This window comes from Candidatus Accumulibacter contiguus (genome assembly GCF_012940005.1).
In the GTDB taxonomy this organism is placed as follows: domain Bacteria; phylum Pseudomonadota; class Gammaproteobacteria; order Burkholderiales; family Rhodocyclaceae; genus Accumulibacter; species Accumulibacter contiguus.
Genome location: NZ_SPMX01000018.1, coordinates 70,456 through 85,705, shown reverse-complemented (window position 1 = coordinate 85,705; position 15,250 = coordinate 70,456). Strand labels below are relative to the sequence as shown.

Below are 15,250 nucleotides of genomic sequence, written 5' to 3'. Positions count from 1 at the left end.
CAATGGCGGCTTGTCCTTACGCCACTGCGTTCTGAAAGAAGTATCCGGCGTCGTTGGCGCTGATCACTTCCTTGACGGACTCGCCGACACGCACCATGACGCCGCCCCGCATCCCGATATCCGGGTCTGCGATGTCCGAGGCGATGCGGTTGCCGAACTGCGCTGTGAATCCGAAGGTGGGCTGATCGGCATTGGCCTGCTCTTCCGAAATGAAGAGCAGCGCGCAGTGCTTTCCCCAGACCCGCGAATAGCTCGGCGTCTGACCCTTCAGCGCGGTGTTGCCGAAGCCGGCGCCGATCAGGATGTTCCTGACTTCGAGCAGGTCGGCCAGGTCCTGACGGGTGATCGCGCCGCCGGTCTGGGCCGAGGCATTGGCCGCCTGGATCAGGCGCGGATGCTGGCGCATCTTGGTCCACACCGCCTGCCCCATCACCACGGTATTCGGCCGGACCAGCGGCACGTCGAGCGCCACCAGCAGGGCATCGAGCGGGTTCGAGTTAGTGAAGTCGCTCCATTGCGAGGTGCCCGAGAGCGTTGCCCGGTTGGCCGCCGGATACGTGCCGAGCGTCGTCACGAGGTTGGCGACGCGGATCTCGCGATCCAGCAGGACCAGACCGGTGACCAGTGAAACGCTCTTGGCCATCGGCGAGGCGATCGCGCCGGAATTCTGCATGGCGTTGAAGGCTTCGATCTCGTCGTTGGGAACCGGACACTTGAGGCCCCAATCCACGCACTCGTCGTTGACGATCGTGCCGCCGAAATCGACCATGGTCATGGCCGACTTACGGCCGACGCGAGTCGAGGGGATGGTGTAGGCGTCCGCGGCCGTGTACTTGGTGTAGGAAAACTTCTTCGCCGAGAGGACGCGCGGCAATACCGCGTCAGCGATCAAATCCATGTCGCGGTTCTTGTACCCGATCGCGACGGCGGTGAGTTCCGGATTGACCGGGAAAGCGGTGGTCGACATGAGCAATCTCCGTAAGAAAGGCTACTGTGAAAGTCGCGTCAGCGACTCACGAATTTCCCTCCCCCCTCGCGGGGGCGAAGGCGGGGTTTCGCGGAGCACTGCTCCGCGCCGCCGCAGCCCGCCCGCGATGCAGCATGGGCCGTGGGGAGGGGTTGGGGGAGAGGGGCGGGGAAACGGTCATGACCGTTAACCTTGGACGCTACCAGGAGCGAGCAGCACGCGGATGACATCGCCGGCCGCGGTGGCCGCATCGAGCGCGATGCCTACGATTCGGTTGTTGGTGCCGGCGGCGGGGGCGGCGGTCACAGCCCGCCCGGTGGCGTCGCTGGTGATCAGGGTGCCGATGGTGACGGCGGCGCCGGCCTCGATATAGGCGATCCCGTCGAGCACCACGTCCTGCCGTTCGCCGGAAGCGGCGCCGACCTCATTGGCCACGCCGATCGTGGCGTCCGTAGCCGCGGCGCCCTGGATGACCGTTTCCGCAGCGGAAAACTTGACCTGGCGAAACGGCGAAATCGCAGCGCCGGCGGAAAAATTCTTGATCAGGGAGGGATTGCTCATGGGGTCCTCTTATCGAGAAATGATGTGGGCCACCGCGTCTGCGATGGAAAGATGGCGACCGGCCGCTTCTTCCGCGGCCTGAAAATCCTGCGCCGCGCGGGCAATGGCGTTCGGGTCCTGGAGATTGATGCCTGTGCCAGGGGACTTCCCTCCCGTCTGTGTCGTGCCCGGCGGGACGACCGGAACGGCTGCTTCGAGGTACGTGGCGAGTGCCGCATAGTCCCTGGAACCGAGTTCACGCGCCCAGGCGAGCAGCGAAGGAACCAGCTTGTGCTGCGCCAGGCCCGCTTCGATCATCGCCTGGAGGCGGACCTCGGCCTGCTCCTGCCGGACGGTCGATAGCTCCTGCTGCACGGCGTGCAGCGCGGCGATGGCGACGTACTGCGAGGGGTCCGGCTGCTGCGACCAGCGCAGGTGGGCGCTCAGGTCGAAGTGCGCCGAGGTCGCGGCTTCCGGGACCTCGGCCTTGATCTGCGCGGTCAGCTTTTCGAGCTTAATGGTGATCTCGTCCACCGTGGCGCCTAAGGGCAGATTCAGGAGCCAGCGCAACGGCTCGAGCAATTCGTCATTCATGGAATTCTCCAACGGGGTAAAAAGTTTCGCGGCGAGGCGTTCGAGACTCCCGCTCAGGTCGGTCAGGCCATCGAGGCCGGGGTTGCTGACCAGCGCGGCACAGGCCAGGTGCCGCACGTCGCCGGTCTCTCTGTCGTACCCGAAGACCGGGCTGACATAGCGATACTCCTGCGCCTGGATCATCCGCGCGGCCGCGGGCGTCCAGCAGACGTCGGTGGCGTAGAGGCCATCTTCCCGCCATTCCAGATCGTGATACCAGCCGGCAGCCGGCGCGGGTTTGCCGTTCTCGCGAGCGAGCAGGGTCTGGTGTTCGTAGTCGATCACGTAGTCGGACTGGCGTTGCGCAGCGGCGGCGACGATTGGCGCGGCCAGCGCGGCATCGAGCCGCCAGGCGGGGGCATCGACCGGCCGGCCGTCGACCGAGCGGAAGGCTCCGGCCGGGATCAGGCGCACCACCGAAGGCGCGGACCCGGCGGGATCGACCTCGAGGGCGACCGCCAGCGTGGCGATGACGGGGGGCGGGTGGGCAGCAGAGGGGCGAATGGGACGCGGCATGAGGAGATTGTCTCTGGCCGGCGCCCAGGGCGGCAGGGGGAAGCGCTTCGGCATGGTCACGTGATCACGCGCGCGCGACAATTCGGCCACCCACCTCCTCGCCGAAAGGAAACGTCATGTCCGCCCGCTTTGCCTGCAAGCCCTTGCTCATTGGCGCCGCCCTCCTGGCCACCTCGGGCTGTGCGCTGGTTCCTGCCCACGTCAGCCAGATCGAAGAAAACCTCGCCCAGACGATCGTCGCCAGCGCCGAGCGGACGATTTGCCGAGACCTGCCCATCGGCACCTGGTTGCGCCTCTACGGCGCGAGCGCCGAACGGCTGGACGGCTGGCAGAAACTGTGCACCCACCCGGTGGCGACGCCGGCGCTCGGAAAATAACCGCGATGCCCGCGATCCTGCGCCAGTTGCTGACCGGCCGGGACAACCAGACGCACGATGTCGCCCGCTGGCTGGCGGTCGTGTCGTTTGCCGTCGGCCTGGGATTGACGATCTACGTGACCGTCCGCGGGCAGCCGTTTGTCCTGCAGGATTTTGGCACGGGGATCGGCCTGCTGTTCGTCGCGGTGGGGGCGGCGATCAAGCTGAAGGAAGGGAGTGAACCGTGATCGAGGTAACCATCATGACCGAACAAGACACTATCCCCCAGAACACCATGAACGAAAACAGAACAGTCGACGACGCCAGCCCCCTGCCGTCGCCACATCCGCCGGACGTAACGGCACTCCTAAAACTGGTCAACCAATGGGAAGCGACCGTACGATCAAAGTTTCGTTGCGCAGCGCAAGAACCGGAAGATTTTCCGAGACGGTTCATCGAGCATGGAGCGGTCTGTTATTTCAACTGCGCGCGGCAATTACGGGATCTGATCGAGTCCCGGAACGGTTCGCTTGATCTCGAACTTCAGATACTCGAGCAAGATACCGAACGTCCATGACGCGGAGGGCTTGAGGATAGTTTTCTTTGCTTTACTCCAGAGGGTGTCATCCCTGATGGAGTCTGCAAAATCCTGCCCCGCCCAAGTGAGACGGTAAATGACGGCAACCCGAGCGATGCGCTTTCCCTCGCCCTGTATCGCCGCTGCGACCAGGCCAGCCTCTTCGAGCAGTTGTGCGTGGAATGCGAAATCCTCCTGGGGAAGGCCCTCAACGGAATTGACGTACTCCGCCTGTGCATCACGAACGGCGAGCACTATTTTTCGGATGATATCCATGTCGCGGTGCATCGAATCTCCTAACCCTGTGAGATAGGCAAAAACCTGCCCGGCAAAGGGGCGCGGTGCGTTTATAAACGGCATTTCCCGGCGGGGGCATACATTGGCGTCGGTCACGCCAATGACCTTGCCAGCAAGCGTTTCGGCACTGACCCGTTCCGCCGAGAGGAGCCAAGCGGCCACCAGGATCATGCAGAACGTTGCTGGGAAGGTCAGAGTGGCTCATGCGCTTTCGGCGATGCCGCCGGGGCAGTCGTGTTTCGCGAAGAGATCGCTCGTCGTCTTGAGGGCTTGCCGCGCCGCCGGCGGGGAATGGCGGAAGTTGTCGAGGAGCGCGGATTCTTCGGGGGTGAGGGATGGCACGCCGGGGGATCGCTGGCCGGTCAGTACAAAGAGGACGTCCACGTTGACCTTCGTCGCTGAAGCTAGATAGCTCGCGTCTGGCAGACGTTCGTCCTTTTCATAATTGCGCTGCGACCGCATGGTTACTCCGCATACCGCTGCCATGGCCGGCTGGCTCATGCCAAGCCGCTCACGCTCTTCACGCAAACGATTCCCGATAGAAGACATATTTGTTCCTCATTGTGCTTGACAAGGGGTACGTTCGTTCCTCATAATTCGCCTCATTGGTTCGCTTGCACACGCAACATAAATCGACCGTTGGAGCCTTCAGACCTTGCACCCAGAAGACATCAAATCGACGCTCCGTAAGACTGGCACCACCGCCAGTTGTCTAGCGCGCGAACTGGGCGTCAGCCATCAAGCGGTGTCTTGTGTAATCCGCGGAAGGTTTCGCTCCCTCCGCATCGCCCGCCGCATCTGCGAACTCACCGGCCTGGACCCGGCCCTGACCTGGCCCGGCCGTTACCCCGAGCTTCGGCTCGATCCCATCCGCTTTCAAACCAACCCCTTCCAGGAGGCCGCATGAATTTCCCTACCATGATGATTTTTCCCTCAGTCCGGCTGATCAGCACCCCGGCCAAGCTCGGATTCATCCAGCTCAAGCGCTCGACGAGCTACGCCCTCGCCCTCGACCGCATGCCCCCCGAAGAGATGCGCGGTGTACTGAAGTACATTCTCTGCGGCGAGGCAGTGGAGCAACCACATGGCGGCATCGGCGCCGATGCGCTTGCGCTTGAGCGCCAGCACGCCGCCACGAATCCAGTTGACTTCAAAGGGAAGGGTTTCTGCGACGCTGGGCAGCGGGGCGCCGAGACCAGCGGCCAGCACCTGGGAAGCCTCGATGCTATCGACCCGCCACAAGGCGAGCAACACGCCGCCGAGGGTCTTGGCGGGATCGCCGCCGGCGGCGGCAGCGGCGGCGCACAAGTACAGGTAAGCCCGGTCGGGCCCCTCGGAAAAAATGAGGTTCCCGTTTTCGAGATCCGTATCCGTCTGAACGTCGAAAGCCAGTTCATCGGTCGTTAGGACGACTTGCATGCGGTGCCTGCCCTTTCATCACAAATTTCCAAACCCCCCCTTCCAGGAGGCCGCATGAGCGCATCCAGTCCCCAACCCAAGCCGAAAGACTTCTGGAAGACCTTCGACCTGCCGAAGGGATGGTCCGTCAGATCCCGAGCAAAGACTCGTTCCAGTGGCCCAGCAAGCTGGCTGCGCCAGTTTCTCCAATCGCTTCGAGTTGCCTTTGGGCACCGGCCAGATTGCTGAACAGATGGTCGCGATCGACTACTTCCGAATCGACCAAGGTCTTGACCAGCGCAGTCAGTGCGTAGGTCAGAGCCAGGCATTTCTCGTCGGCGGCCGTGAAGTCGTTTTCCATGATGGTCCCTATCCATTTTGTTTCCCAATCCCCCCCCCTTCCAGGAGGCCGCATGACATCCCCCATAGATTCATCAAAATCAGAGCAGGCGTCGACTGCCCCTACTCGGGAAAGCCACACGGACCTCAGCGTCTTCCCCTTTCACGCGGATGGCACTGCCACACGTGGGGCATTTGAAAACGCGGTCTCTCGCTTCGTACCCGGCGTATTGCAGAATCGACTTCCGGCGTTGATCGAAACACTGGGGGCAAAACCAAGCGTCGCTTTGTGGAGACTGTGCTCCGCCGTTAGCCACTGGATCCTGGTAGCGGTATGCGAATGCTCCTGGCCCGACCTGTTGAAGGGTGTAGGCAGGCTGGTCGGCGTCAAATTTTTGCAACTGAGCAACTACTTCTTTGAGCGCGCTTTCGCGTTGCGCTGCCTCAATGCTGGCCTGGTTCAGTCGCGCTACCTCGCCCTGGAGGCCGAGCGCAATCGCCTGCAAGCGCAACAGATGGTCATTGACGCCCAACAGCGCGACGTCGACGTCGTGGTCGACCTTGGCTCCCAGGGCATTGCGAAGCAACTCTATGCCCGCTTTCGTCGCCTGATAGGCGGCCGTTAGTTCGCTGATCAACTTTTCCCTTTCGCCTTATTCGTTAGCCGAACTTACAGGATAGCAAATCGAAATGAATTCCGCTGATATCCAGTGTGCCCTCAAGAAGGCGCGCACCTCGCAGGCCGACATCGCCCGGCAATGCCAGGTCTCGAACGTGACCGTCAGTTACGTGGTGGCCGGGCGCACGACCAGCCGGCGCATTGCCACGGCGATCAGTACCGCCACCAGCCTGCCGCTGGAGACGCTGTGGCCGGGCAAATACCCGGCGCTGGAATGCGCTCCCCAGGAGGTCGCATGAAGAACCATATCTCGCTCTGCCGGCTACGCCTCGCGCTGCGCCACCAGCTCGTCGTCGAGGCGAGCCGCACCGGCGGCTGGCTCTATTCCAAATCGTGGTCGGCGACGACGGTCTCGGCGTTGCGCAAGTGGGTGTGGGCATGAGCGATCCTCACGCCTTGCACAACGCCGCGCAACTGCGGCTGATGGATGTGATCCGCGCACTCGCGGGCCATGAGGTCTTTGGCCTGCGTCTGGCGGACATCGCCAAGGCCGTCGGTACGGCCGAACCGATGGTGCACCGTGACCTGCAGACGATGGCGCACAAGGGCTGGGCGGTGCAGGACCCGGCCAAGCGCTGGCGGCTGGGGCCAGAGCCGGTGCAGATCGCGGTGCAGTTTTCGTACGGCTTGCGCCAGGCACAGGCGGCCGTAGCGGAAGTCGAGCAGCGCTATACGCGCCTGCCCGGTTGATCCCTTTACTTATCCAAGGAAGCAGAAAATGGAAAACAAAGAACAAGGCGGGGAACTGGTTCCAATCGGCGTCGAAGCGCTGCAGATACAGGCCGCCAGCGAGCGCGAAATCCGCACGGTGCTCGACCGCTACGGATACCAGGGAACCACGTTGGATCATCTGATTGCCGATACGCGGAGGATGGTCAAGGAGAGTACCGAGGCAATGCTGGAAATCGGCCGCGCGGTGTGCTGCTTTCGCGAACTCGGGCGTGGCCGCTACGGCGAGGCCATTGCGGCGATCGGCCTGTCGCCGGCGACCGCCCACCGCCTGGCGGAAGTGGCCCTGAAGTTTCTCGGCCACGCCCACCGCAAACCTTTGCTGACGCTCGACCGGTCCAAAGTGTATGAATTGGCGTTGCTCGACGAACGCACGCTCGATGACCTGGCTGAGCATCCGGAGCAGCTTGACAAAATCGACCGGATGAGTGTCAGCGAGTTGAAGAAGGCGCTGCGCGAGCTGAAGAACACCCTGGACGCCAAGGATGCGGTGATCCAGTCCGTACAGGAGGACAACAGTGCGCTGCGTGAAAAGGAGATCGCCCGCACGTGCTACACGCCCGACCAGGCACAACAGGACGTGGCCGAGAAGCGCCGGGCGCGAATGGCCGCCGTGCAGTCCAGTGCGCTCCAGATCCTGACCGCGGTCAACGATTTCGGACTGGTGCTGCAATCCTCACGCGAGCATGGCGACGCGGATGAGCAGGAGTACGGGACGCAGACGGCGGCCTGGCTGGCGCAGCAGGTCTCGAACCTTTATCTCACGTTCGGTATCGGGGTAGATTTCGACGAGATCATCACGCCGAGCTGGACGCGGCAGCCGACTGACACCCAATAGGCCTAGGGAGGAGTAATGATCATGCCACCTAGCCAGGTGCAGTTGCCGATGGTCCTGCAGCTCGCCGCCGAACTCCCTGAATTGCCGCACGGCCAGGGGACTCCACGGGTACAGTCGATGGCCGAGACACTCGGGATTTCGGTGCAGACGCTGTGGCGCTGGATGCGCGAAGCGGGCCACGGCGGCGAGCGCAAGCGCCGGTCGGACGCGGGCCAGCTGAAATCCTTGACCGAGGACCAGGTGCGCCAGATGGCGGCGATTCAAATCGCCGGCGCGCGGGAAACCGGAAAGGTGCTGCCCACGATTGCCATGGCGCGCGACATCGCCAACGCCAACGCACAGCCGGATCTCGTAACCGGCGAGGTGCGCCGGACGAGCGCGCACCCGTCGACGATCGCCCGCGCCATGCGGGCAATGGGCTGCCATCCCGGGCAACTGATGCGACAGTCCCCCGGGCAGGCCATGCAGTCGCTGCACCCGAACCATGTCTGGCAGTTGGACGTGTCGACCTGCGTGTTGTTCTACCTCAGCAACGGGGGCATGGAGATCTGCGAGGAAGCGGCGTTCAACAAGAACAAGCCGCACAACTTCGAACGCGTCTCTCAGTTGCGCGTGCAGCGCTACCTGGTGGTGGATCATTGCGTGGGGGCGTTCCACCTGCAGTACCTGGCCGGGCACGAGTCGGCCCAGAACCTGCTGGACTTCCTGATTCCCGCCTTTCACCCGCGCCACGGGCGGCCGTTCTACGGCGTGCCGAAGATCCTGATGGTGGACCCGGGCAGCGCACAGGCGTCGCAGGTGTTCCGTTCGCTGGCGCGCGCGCTGGACATCGAGGTCAAGGTGCACAAGGCCAAGAACCCGCGCGCCAAGGGGGCCGTGGAGTCGATGCACAACCACATCGAGCACCAGTTCGAGGGTCGGCTGCACGCGCAGCGCGTGCGGGATTTCGAGCACCTGAACGAGCTGGCGAATTTGTGGAGTGCGGCGTTTCAGTCGCGGGCGGTGCATACGCGCACCCAGCTGACGCGCTTTGACGGCTGGATGAAGATCAGCCAGTTTCCGGGTGCGCTGCGGGTGATCGAAGGGGGGCCGGAAGTCACGCGGGCCTTGGTGATGGCCGAGCCGGTCCTGCGAGTGGTGGATACGCTGTTGCAGATCCACTTCGCCGTGCCGGGCCAGGATGCGCAGACCTATTCGGTGGCTGGCATCCCGGGCGCGGCAGTTGGCGAGAAGGTGCTGGTCGTCAGCAGCCCCTACACGGCGCCCGATATCGACGTGTTAACGGTGAACGGCGAGGGCCAGGAAGTCCGCCACCGGCGCTCGCCGATCCCGAAGACCGAGTTTGGCTTTGACCGCTCCGCGGCGGTGTTCGGCGAGCAGTTCAAGTCGCAGGCCGATACCTTCATCGACCGGAGCCGCAAGACGGCGCTGCGCTCGGCCTGGGGTTCCGACGATCCGCTGGAGATCGCCAAGACGCGCAAGGGCAAGGGCGGACAGCGGGGAATCGCCTTTGGCGGGCAGATCGATCCTTTTGCCGACGTCCGCCAGGTGCCGGTGCCGACGTATCTGCCGCTGTCCGGTACGGCGATCGACGTGGGGACGCCAGCCAGCGAATCGCTGATGTCGGCCACGACGGCCTGCCTGCGCATGCAGCCATTGCTCGGGGACGACTGGCGGCCGGAGCACTACGCCTGGATCACGCAGCGATTTTCCGACGGGATCAGTGAAACGCAATTCCGGAATCTCGCCACCCAGTGGCAGGCGGCGATCGCCGGGGCCGAGGCGCAGGAAGGGGAACGTAAGGCATGTTGATTCTGGGCGAAGTATTGCAGCGCAATGGGATCTCGCAGGCGAGGCTGGCGCGCCACCTGCACCTCTCCCCGGCGGCGATCAATCTGTTGGTCAAGCGCGGGCAGTATCCCAAGAAAACCGAGCGCCGCGCGCTGCGCTCGATGGTTCTCGCGGCGCTGCGCGGGTGGGGCGTCGTCGAGTCGGAACTGGAGGATTGCTTTTTTGAGCCGGAAACGCCCGAGGTGGGCGGGCCGGGAAAGTCGCCGGGCGATCCGGCAAACGAGGGGACGGCACCGCGTATCCGCACGGCGCCGTCGGGTACTACAACACAACCACAGGAGGTTGAGAGCGAAATGTTACTCCGTAAACAGACGCTGAGCGAGGCGGCACGCCGCAAGTTCAGCATTTTCAGGGACCCGTTCGACGATCCGCGGCAGGCGAGCGAGGTGTATTTGAGCCGCGACCTGCGCTACGTTCGAGAATCCATGTGGCAGGTGGCGCTCGGCAATACCCGGTTCCTGGCGGTCATCGGCGAGTCCGGGGCCGGCAAGAGCACCCTGCGCGAGGAGATGGAAGAACGGCTGCGCATGGAGGGCAAGGCGGTCGTGCTGATCGCGCCCTATGTGCTGGCGATGGAGGATAGCGACCAGAAAGGCAGGCGTCTGCTCAGCGACCACATTGCCGAAGCCATCCTGCGCGAGGTGTCCCCTGGGGAGTCGCCCAAGCGCAGCCCGGAGGCTCGCTTTCACCAGGTGAAGACCTGCCTCGTGGAAAGCCGGAGAAGCGGCCGGCATCACCTCCTGATCATCGAGGAGGCACACGCGCTGGCGATCCCGACGCTCAAGCATCTCAAGCGCTTTCTGGAGTTGAAGGATGGCATGGGCTGGCTGATCACGATCCTGCTGATCGGCCAGCCGGAGCTGCGGGACAAGCTCGACGAGCGGCGCAGCGCCGTGCGCGAGGTGACGCAGCGCTGCCAGATCGTCTCGCTGCCCCCGCTGGGCCCGTGCCTGGGGGAGTACCTGCAGCACCGCTTTCAGGCGGCGGGGCTGGACCTGTCGGCGATCGTCGAGCCGGCCGCCGTCGACGCGCTGATGCAGGCGCTGACGATCACCCAGCGCTACGGCAGCAGCGCGGCCGAAACCCAGGTGATCTCGCTGACGCACCCGCTGGTGGCGAACAACCTGCTGACGGCGGCAATCAACCAGGCGGCGTCGCTGGGCGCGCCGCGAGTGACGGCGGGTCTGGTGAAGGCGGTGCGGGAGTCGATGCCATGACCATGAGGCCGGAGATTTGCCGGGAAGACATCGCCGATCTGGCGCATGTGGCGTCCGAACTGGATTTCATGAAAAACCGCTGCGCCTCGGACGCCTGGAAAAACTTGCTGATCCGGGCGGTCGAGGTGATGCACCGGGTGGGAACCAGGATCGATGCCGCACAGGGGTATCACGTTTATGGGAAAGAGGATTGAGATGGGAAATTGGAAGAAGATTCGTTCGCTGCGTCCGGATTCGGACGCGTCCAGGGTGCGCCAGGCCGCGCAATTGCAGTGTCTGTCTCGCCGCATGGACGGTGCGCTGCACCTGGCCAGCTGGCTGACGGCCATCGGTGTGCAGATCCGGCGCCTGACCATCTCTCCCACGCACGGGGTGATCCGCGTGGCGTTCACGCCGCTGTTGTGGCGCCTGTTCGCTGGCGATTGCGCCTGGCGGGAGCGCAAGCGGGTGGGCGAGACGCTGGTGTATACCTGGTTCGCCGTCCGCGATGGCACGCGCATCGAGTGGGAGGAAATCGAATGTCTGGGGTAGAGACGGCGCTGCTGGGCGCAAAGATGGTTCCGCTGGCCATGGCTTGGCCCCTCTTTCCGTCGGGCTTCTGGACGGTGGTCTGGGTGGCGGTAAGTGTCGGGTTACTGGTGGCCCTGTTTCCGAAATGGATCGGATGGGCCGGGTATCTGCTGGCGATGCTGTGCCGGGGGCTGCTCGTGGGGATGGGTCTGGTGATTGGGCTGCTCGTCGTCGCGGGTCGGCCGCTCTATCGCCGGATCGTCGCGAGCGGGGTCCGGGCACTCCTCGCCTATGTGCGGTTCTGGCGGGCGGTGGCCCTCTGGAAGTTCCTGGGGCTGTCCTGGTCGATTGCCTGGCGCAACGCGGAACGGGAGGATTGAGATGGCCGAACCCTCTTCGCCGAGTAGCTTGAAGCTCGCCAACCAGCGGCCCGCGAACCGTGTCTGCCTGCGCTGTGGGAAGACTTTTCTGTCCGCCCATGCGGGAATTCGACGCTGCATACGGTGCCGCAGCGAAATCAGATCTGTATCCAATGTCGACGATACCCCCTACCGACTTTTTCTCTAGGAGAACTTCATGGTCCACAAGAGCAAGACCCGTCTCAAAACCGTAGCCGCACCAATCGTTCCGCAAACGCGCGAAGAGGTGTCGGATCTGATCGCGGGCATTGGCATCGACAGCCGCGAAATCACCCTCATGGAAGTGGAGATGAACGACGCCATGGCGCGCATCAAGGAGGAATACGAGCAGCTCGCCGAACCCTGCCGCCGGCGCATCGAGGCAGCGCAGCGGGGCGTACAGGCCTTCTGCGAGGCCAACCGCCTGGAACTGACGGCCCAGGGCAAAGTGAAAACGCATCAGTTCACGACCGGGGAGGTGTCGTGGCGGACGCGGCCGCCGAGCGTGCGGATCACGGGCGAGGAGTCGGTGATGTTCTCGCTGCGCAGCCTCGGTCTGACGAGATTTCTCCGCGTCAAAGAGGAAATCAATCGCGAGGCGATTCTCAACGAACCCAGCGCGGTGGCGGGCGTGCCGGGGATCCGGATCAGTCAGCTGGAAGATTTTGTGGTGACGCCGTTCGAGGTGGAACTGTCGGCTCGGGGGGTCTCATGAACACCCCGGAATTGATTGCAATCGTCGCGCAGATGACCGAGCAACCCAGGGAATCGGTCGAGGATTGCGTGCGGACGGCCTTGGCGGTGATCGCTGGCGCGCTGTCGGATCACGAAGTGGTCAAGCTCGCCGGCCTCGGCCGGATGCAGGTGCGCCAGGTGGGCGTCGAGCGGCTCGTACGCCTGGCGCCGCATCTGCCGGAACGGTATATCGCACCGCATGCGGTGCACTTTCGTCCGAACCGGCGGCTGCGTGCCGAGATCGACTTTCGAGCGGGGGAGGCATGAGCACGAAGACCCTGCCGGCAGCGGCGAAGCCGGACGGCACCCAGGACCGCGCGGCGCTGATTCGGCTGATCCATGTCGGCCGTCGTGAGATCCAGATGAGCGACGACGCCTGGCGCGCGTACCTGCAGCAGGCGTTCCTGGTGCAGTCGTCGACGCAATTGTCGCTGCCGCGGCTGCGCGCGGCGTTGGCGCATCTGCGGCGAATCGGCTTTGTCCCGAAGGGGGCGGATGGTCAACCGCTGCAGCCGATGCCGGCGCGGCCGGAGCACGAGTGGGCCTTTGTCGATTGCGCCGCGGTTTCCCGGCAGCCGTTGCTGCGCAAGATCCTGATGTTGATGCGCTCGCTCCCCGTCACGCGCGGGCGCCAGGTGGCGTACGTGGAGGGGATCGCCCGGCAGATGGCGGGCCTGGGCGCGACCGCGGTCGACAAGCCCTTGCCGATGTGCGACGAGTTTGAGCTGCGGCGCATCGTGGTGGCGCTGGTGACCCACATCCGGCGGGTGAAGAACCGTGTCGAGCTGGTTGCGGCTGACGCCTGAGGACTGCGAGGCCGTTCGTAGCCTGCTGCCCGAAACGGCGCTGGCGCTGATCGAGACGATCGGGGCGCAGGCGGCGTGCACGCTGCTGAACGAGCGGCCGGGGGTGACGTTCGTGGTGCCCCGGCACGCGGACGCGAACCCGGCCGGCGCCCGGCGCTGGGCGGAACTGGCCGAGCTGATCGGCGAGCCGGAGATGGTGGCCCTGGCTGCGCGCTTTGGCGGGGAAGCGCTGTCGGTTCCGGTCTGCAAGGCGGCTCGCGACGAGCTGCGGGACCGCCGGATGCGCGCGCTCTTCGACCGACTGACGCAGGTAGAGAAGTTTTCTGGGCGGCAGGCCGTCTATGAGGTCGGGCTGGTGTTCGCTCCGATCACCAGCCGGGCCGTGGAATTGATCTGCAACCGGGGCGATCGAAGTGAGCGTCCGCGGCAATCCAGTCTTTTTTTTGGAGGAGAAGGAATGAATCATCCCCCCGCAACCCCGATCCCGGTCGAGCCGGCGCCGGACCTGTTCCTTACGCTGTATGCCGCAGCGCTGTTACCGATCGATGTCGTCTGCGCCGCCATCGACGGCGCCCACGAGGCGCAGGGGCGCCATCTGCCGCAGCCGGGGGCCTGGCCGTTGGCGGAGAGGCCCGAGCGCGATTGACAAGACGATCCGCTACCTGGGCGTAATGTCCGCCCCCAGCCCCGCCCCGTGCGGGGCTTTTTGTTGGGCGTGTCGAAGCGCTTCCCCCCTACAGCAGCTTGCGCGCGCGCGTATGCTGGAATGGTTCACCATCCTTCGGAGTTTCTCTCATGCACTCTTCCCTCTTTCCTCGATGCGTTCTTTTCCTGTGGGCGCTGCTGACGTTCTTCTTCCAGCCCGCGGTCGCCGGGTCTTTTACGGACTATGCCGAGAACAAGCTGGTCGACTACCTGTTCCGCGGTCAGGCGAGCGGCATCCCGGCGAGCTGGTACTTCGGACTGGATACGGTCGCCTGCGGCGAGACCGGCAGCGGCACTGAAGTGGCCGGCGGATCGTATACGCGCGTCGCGGTCACGTCCTCGCTGGCGAACTGGGCCGGCACGCAGTCTGCCGGCAGTACGACGGCCAGCAGCGGCACGAACGGCACGACCAGCAACAACAACGCGATCACGTTTCCGGCGCCCACGGCCAACTGGGGGTCTGTCTCCAGCGTGCGCGTTTGGGATGCCAGCTCCTCCGGAAATGCCTGGCTGTGCTTCAACCTGACAACCGCCAAGACCATCAACAACGGCGACGCCGCGCCCTCTTTTTCCGCGGGTGCGCTGACCGTACAGGTCGACAACTAAGGAGTCCCAAACCCATGCTCACCGAAAACCAAATCACCACGCTCCGCACCGCGGTGCTGGCGGAACCGACCCTCGATGCCGCTCGGGTGACGGGCGACGATTACGCGATTGCCGCCTGGTGCAATGCCGTCGCCTCGCCAGCCTACAAAGTCTGGAACACGACCACGTCGACGGAGAAGATCGGCGACGCGATTACGTGGGGGAGCCTGACGCCCGTGGATACCCCGGATGGCACCGCGACGTTCACCAACCGTGCCTTGGCAGCGCAGGCCAAGCAGTTGAATCTGCAGATCCTGATCCAGGGCCGTGAAACGCTGTCGACCGGCCGGTCGAATATCCGGTCTGGTCTGCAGGATGCGCTCACCGATCTGCCTACCGGCACCAGTGGCGCACTGCGGAATGGCGGCTGGCCGGCGGTCAAATTGATCATCCAGCGGAACGCCACAAATGCGGAAAAAATCCTGACCAGCGGCGCCGGGACAGCGACCACGCCAAGCGATCTGGTTTTTGAAGGCCAGGTCACGCCGACCGAAGCGTCTCTGCTGCGATAGTT

At 64.3% G+C, this 15,250-nt stretch carries 26 protein-coding genes; 19 read left to right on the top strand and 7 right to left on the bottom strand.

The features are described from left to right. Positions 1-16: 16 nt before the first annotated feature. The 3 genes from E4Q08_RS08415 to E4Q08_RS08405 all read right to left on the bottom strand — a co-directional run bounded on the left by E4Q08_RS08415 (position 17) and on the right by E4Q08_RS08405 (position 2,746). Positions 17-967, bottom strand: coding sequence for a capsid protein (locus E4Q08_RS08415; RefSeq protein WP_169070052.1), 951 nt, complete (start codon positions 965-967; stop codon positions 17-19). A 186-nt stretch (positions 968-1,153) separates the two neighbouring features. After that, on the bottom strand, positions 1,154-1,528 hold the full coding sequence (locus E4Q08_RS08410) for a capsid cement protein (protein WP_169070051.1): 375 nt from the start codon (positions 1,526-1,528) through the stop codon (positions 1,154-1,156). A 9-nt stretch (positions 1,529-1,537) separates the two neighbouring features. Next, positions 1,538-2,746, bottom strand: a complete 1,209-nt coding sequence (locus tag E4Q08_RS08405; RefSeq protein ID WP_169070050.1) for a phage protease — start codon at positions 2,744-2,746, stop codon at positions 1,538-1,540. Between the two features lie 26 nt (positions 2,747-2,772). Here E4Q08_RS08405 and E4Q08_RS08400 point away from each other — a divergent pair, with 26 nt between their 5' ends. Further along, positions 2,773-3,033: a hypothetical protein gene (locus tag E4Q08_RS08400; RefSeq protein WP_169070049.1), complete on the top strand. Its 261-nt coding sequence runs from the start codon at positions 2,773-2,775 to the stop codon at positions 3,031-3,033. A 5-nt stretch (positions 3,034-3,038) separates the two neighbouring features. Continuing rightward, positions 3,039-3,260, top strand: coding sequence for a hypothetical protein (locus E4Q08_RS08395; RefSeq protein ID WP_169070048.1), 222 nt, complete (start codon positions 3,039-3,041; stop codon positions 3,258-3,260). A 248-nt stretch (positions 3,261-3,508) separates the two neighbouring features. Here the strand turns inward: E4Q08_RS08395 and E4Q08_RS08390 are convergent, their stop codons facing one another. Both E4Q08_RS08390 and E4Q08_RS08385 read right to left on the bottom strand, forming a co-directional pair. Then, positions 3,509-4,057, bottom strand: coding sequence for a DUF2513 domain-containing protein (locus tag E4Q08_RS08390; protein WP_248594779.1), 549 nt, complete (start codon positions 4,055-4,057; stop codon positions 3,509-3,511). A 30-nt stretch (positions 4,058-4,087) separates the two neighbouring features. Further along, a complete protein-coding gene (locus tag E4Q08_RS08385) occupies positions 4,088-4,387 on the bottom strand; it encodes a transcriptional regulator (protein WP_248594778.1) in 300 nt (99 codons plus the stop codon). 154 nt (positions 4,388-4,541) lie between these two features. Here E4Q08_RS08385 and E4Q08_RS26045 point away from each other — a divergent pair, with 154 nt between their 5' ends. Further along, entirely contained in the window at positions 4,542-4,793 is a 252-nt protein-coding gene (locus E4Q08_RS26045) for a helix-turn-helix domain-containing protein (RefSeq protein WP_169070046.1), read from the top strand. A gap of 26 nt (positions 4,794-4,819) precedes the next feature. On the opposite strand, the gene E4Q08_RS08375 is transcribed toward E4Q08_RS26045, so the two are convergent. Both E4Q08_RS08375 and E4Q08_RS08370 read right to left on the bottom strand, forming a co-directional pair. Continuing rightward, entirely contained in the window at positions 4,820-5,305 is a 486-nt protein-coding gene (locus E4Q08_RS08375) for a hypothetical protein (RefSeq protein ID WP_169070045.1), read from the bottom strand. 127 nt (positions 5,306-5,432) lie between these two features. Continuing rightward, positions 5,433-5,645, bottom strand: a complete 213-nt coding sequence (locus tag E4Q08_RS08370) for a hypothetical protein (RefSeq protein WP_169070044.1) — start codon at positions 5,643-5,645, stop codon at positions 5,433-5,435. Between the two features lie 229 nt (positions 5,646-5,874). On the opposite strand from E4Q08_RS08370, the gene E4Q08_RS08365 reads away from it, so the two are divergent. From E4Q08_RS08365 to E4Q08_RS08290, 16 genes are all read left to right on the top strand, one after another. Next, positions 5,875-6,249 carry a hypothetical protein gene (locus E4Q08_RS08365; protein WP_169070043.1) on the top strand — a complete coding sequence of 125 codons (375 nt, stop codon included), beginning with the start codon at positions 5,875-5,877 and terminating at the stop codon, positions 6,247-6,249. A 64-nt stretch (positions 6,250-6,313) separates the two neighbouring features. Then, positions 6,314-6,541, top strand: coding sequence for a helix-turn-helix domain-containing protein (locus E4Q08_RS08360; RefSeq protein WP_169070042.1), 228 nt, complete (start codon positions 6,314-6,316; stop codon positions 6,539-6,541). Next, positions 6,538-6,684, top strand: coding sequence for a hypothetical protein (locus tag E4Q08_RS08355; RefSeq protein ID WP_169070041.1), 147 nt, complete (start codon positions 6,538-6,540; stop codon positions 6,682-6,684). The genes E4Q08_RS08360 and E4Q08_RS08355 overlap by 4 nt, the downstream gene beginning before the upstream one ends. Further along, the gene (locus tag E4Q08_RS08350; protein ID WP_169070040.1) at positions 6,681-6,992 is read left to right on the top strand and encodes a helix-turn-helix domain-containing protein; all 312 of its coding nucleotides are present in this window, start codon (positions 6,681-6,683) and stop codon (positions 6,990-6,992) included. The genes E4Q08_RS08355 and E4Q08_RS08350 overlap by 4 nt, the downstream gene beginning before the upstream one ends. A 28-nt stretch (positions 6,993-7,020) precedes the next feature. Next, on the top strand, positions 7,021-7,869 hold the full coding sequence (locus E4Q08_RS08345; protein ID WP_169070039.1) for a hypothetical protein: 849 nt from the start codon (positions 7,021-7,023) through the stop codon (positions 7,867-7,869). A gap of 15 nt (positions 7,870-7,884) precedes the next feature. Beyond that, the gene (locus E4Q08_RS08340; RefSeq protein WP_169070038.1) at positions 7,885-9,681 is read left to right on the top strand and encodes a DDE-type integrase/transposase/recombinase; all 1,797 of its coding nucleotides are present in this window, start codon (positions 7,885-7,887) and stop codon (positions 9,679-9,681) included. Beyond that, a complete protein-coding gene (locus E4Q08_RS08335; RefSeq protein WP_169070037.1) occupies positions 9,675-10,937 on the top strand; it encodes an AAA family ATPase in 1,263 nt (420 codons plus the stop codon). The genes E4Q08_RS08340 and E4Q08_RS08335 overlap by 7 nt, the downstream gene beginning before the upstream one ends. Then, on the top strand, positions 10,934-11,131 hold the full coding sequence (locus E4Q08_RS08330) for a hypothetical protein (protein WP_169070036.1): 198 nt from the start codon (positions 10,934-10,936) through the stop codon (positions 11,129-11,131). The genes E4Q08_RS08335 and E4Q08_RS08330 overlap by 4 nt, the downstream gene beginning before the upstream one ends. Before the next feature lies 1 nt (position 11,132). Then, positions 11,133-11,468, top strand: coding sequence for a hypothetical protein (locus E4Q08_RS08325; protein WP_169070035.1), 336 nt, complete (start codon positions 11,133-11,135; stop codon positions 11,466-11,468). After that, positions 11,456-11,827, top strand: coding sequence for a hypothetical protein (locus E4Q08_RS08320; RefSeq protein WP_169070034.1), 372 nt, complete (start codon positions 11,456-11,458; stop codon positions 11,825-11,827). Before E4Q08_RS08325 ends, E4Q08_RS08320 begins: the two co-directional genes overlap by 13 nt. A gap of 196 nt (positions 11,828-12,023) precedes the next feature. Next, entirely contained in the window at positions 12,024-12,560 is a 537-nt protein-coding gene (locus E4Q08_RS08315) for a host-nuclease inhibitor Gam family protein (protein ID WP_169070033.1), read from the top strand. After that, positions 12,557-12,847 carry an HU family DNA-binding protein gene (locus E4Q08_RS08310; RefSeq protein WP_169070032.1) on the top strand — a complete coding sequence of 97 codons (291 nt, stop codon included), beginning with the start codon at positions 12,557-12,559 and terminating at the stop codon, positions 12,845-12,847. The genes E4Q08_RS08315 and E4Q08_RS08310 overlap by 4 nt, the downstream gene beginning before the upstream one ends. Further along, positions 12,844-13,386, top strand: coding sequence for a phage protein GemA/Gp16 family protein (locus tag E4Q08_RS08305; protein WP_169070031.1), 543 nt, complete (start codon positions 12,844-12,846; stop codon positions 13,384-13,386). Before E4Q08_RS08310 ends, E4Q08_RS08305 begins: the two co-directional genes overlap by 4 nt. Beyond that, complete coding sequence (locus E4Q08_RS08300) at positions 13,358-14,032, top strand: hypothetical protein (RefSeq protein WP_169070030.1); 675 nt, start codon at positions 13,358-13,360, stop codon at positions 14,030-14,032. The genes E4Q08_RS08305 and E4Q08_RS08300 overlap by 29 nt, the downstream gene beginning before the upstream one ends. A 149-nt stretch (positions 14,033-14,181) precedes the next feature. Then, positions 14,182-14,697 (top strand): phage tail fiber protein, encoded by a 516-nt coding sequence (locus E4Q08_RS08295; protein WP_169070029.1) that lies wholly within the window; start codon positions 14,182-14,184, stop codon positions 14,695-14,697. Positions 14,698-14,711: 14 nt separating this feature from the next. Then, positions 14,712-15,248: a hypothetical protein gene (locus tag E4Q08_RS08290; protein ID WP_169070028.1), complete on the top strand. Its 537-nt coding sequence runs from the start codon at positions 14,712-14,714 to the stop codon at positions 15,246-15,248. Positions 15,249-15,250: the final 2 nt, after the last annotated feature.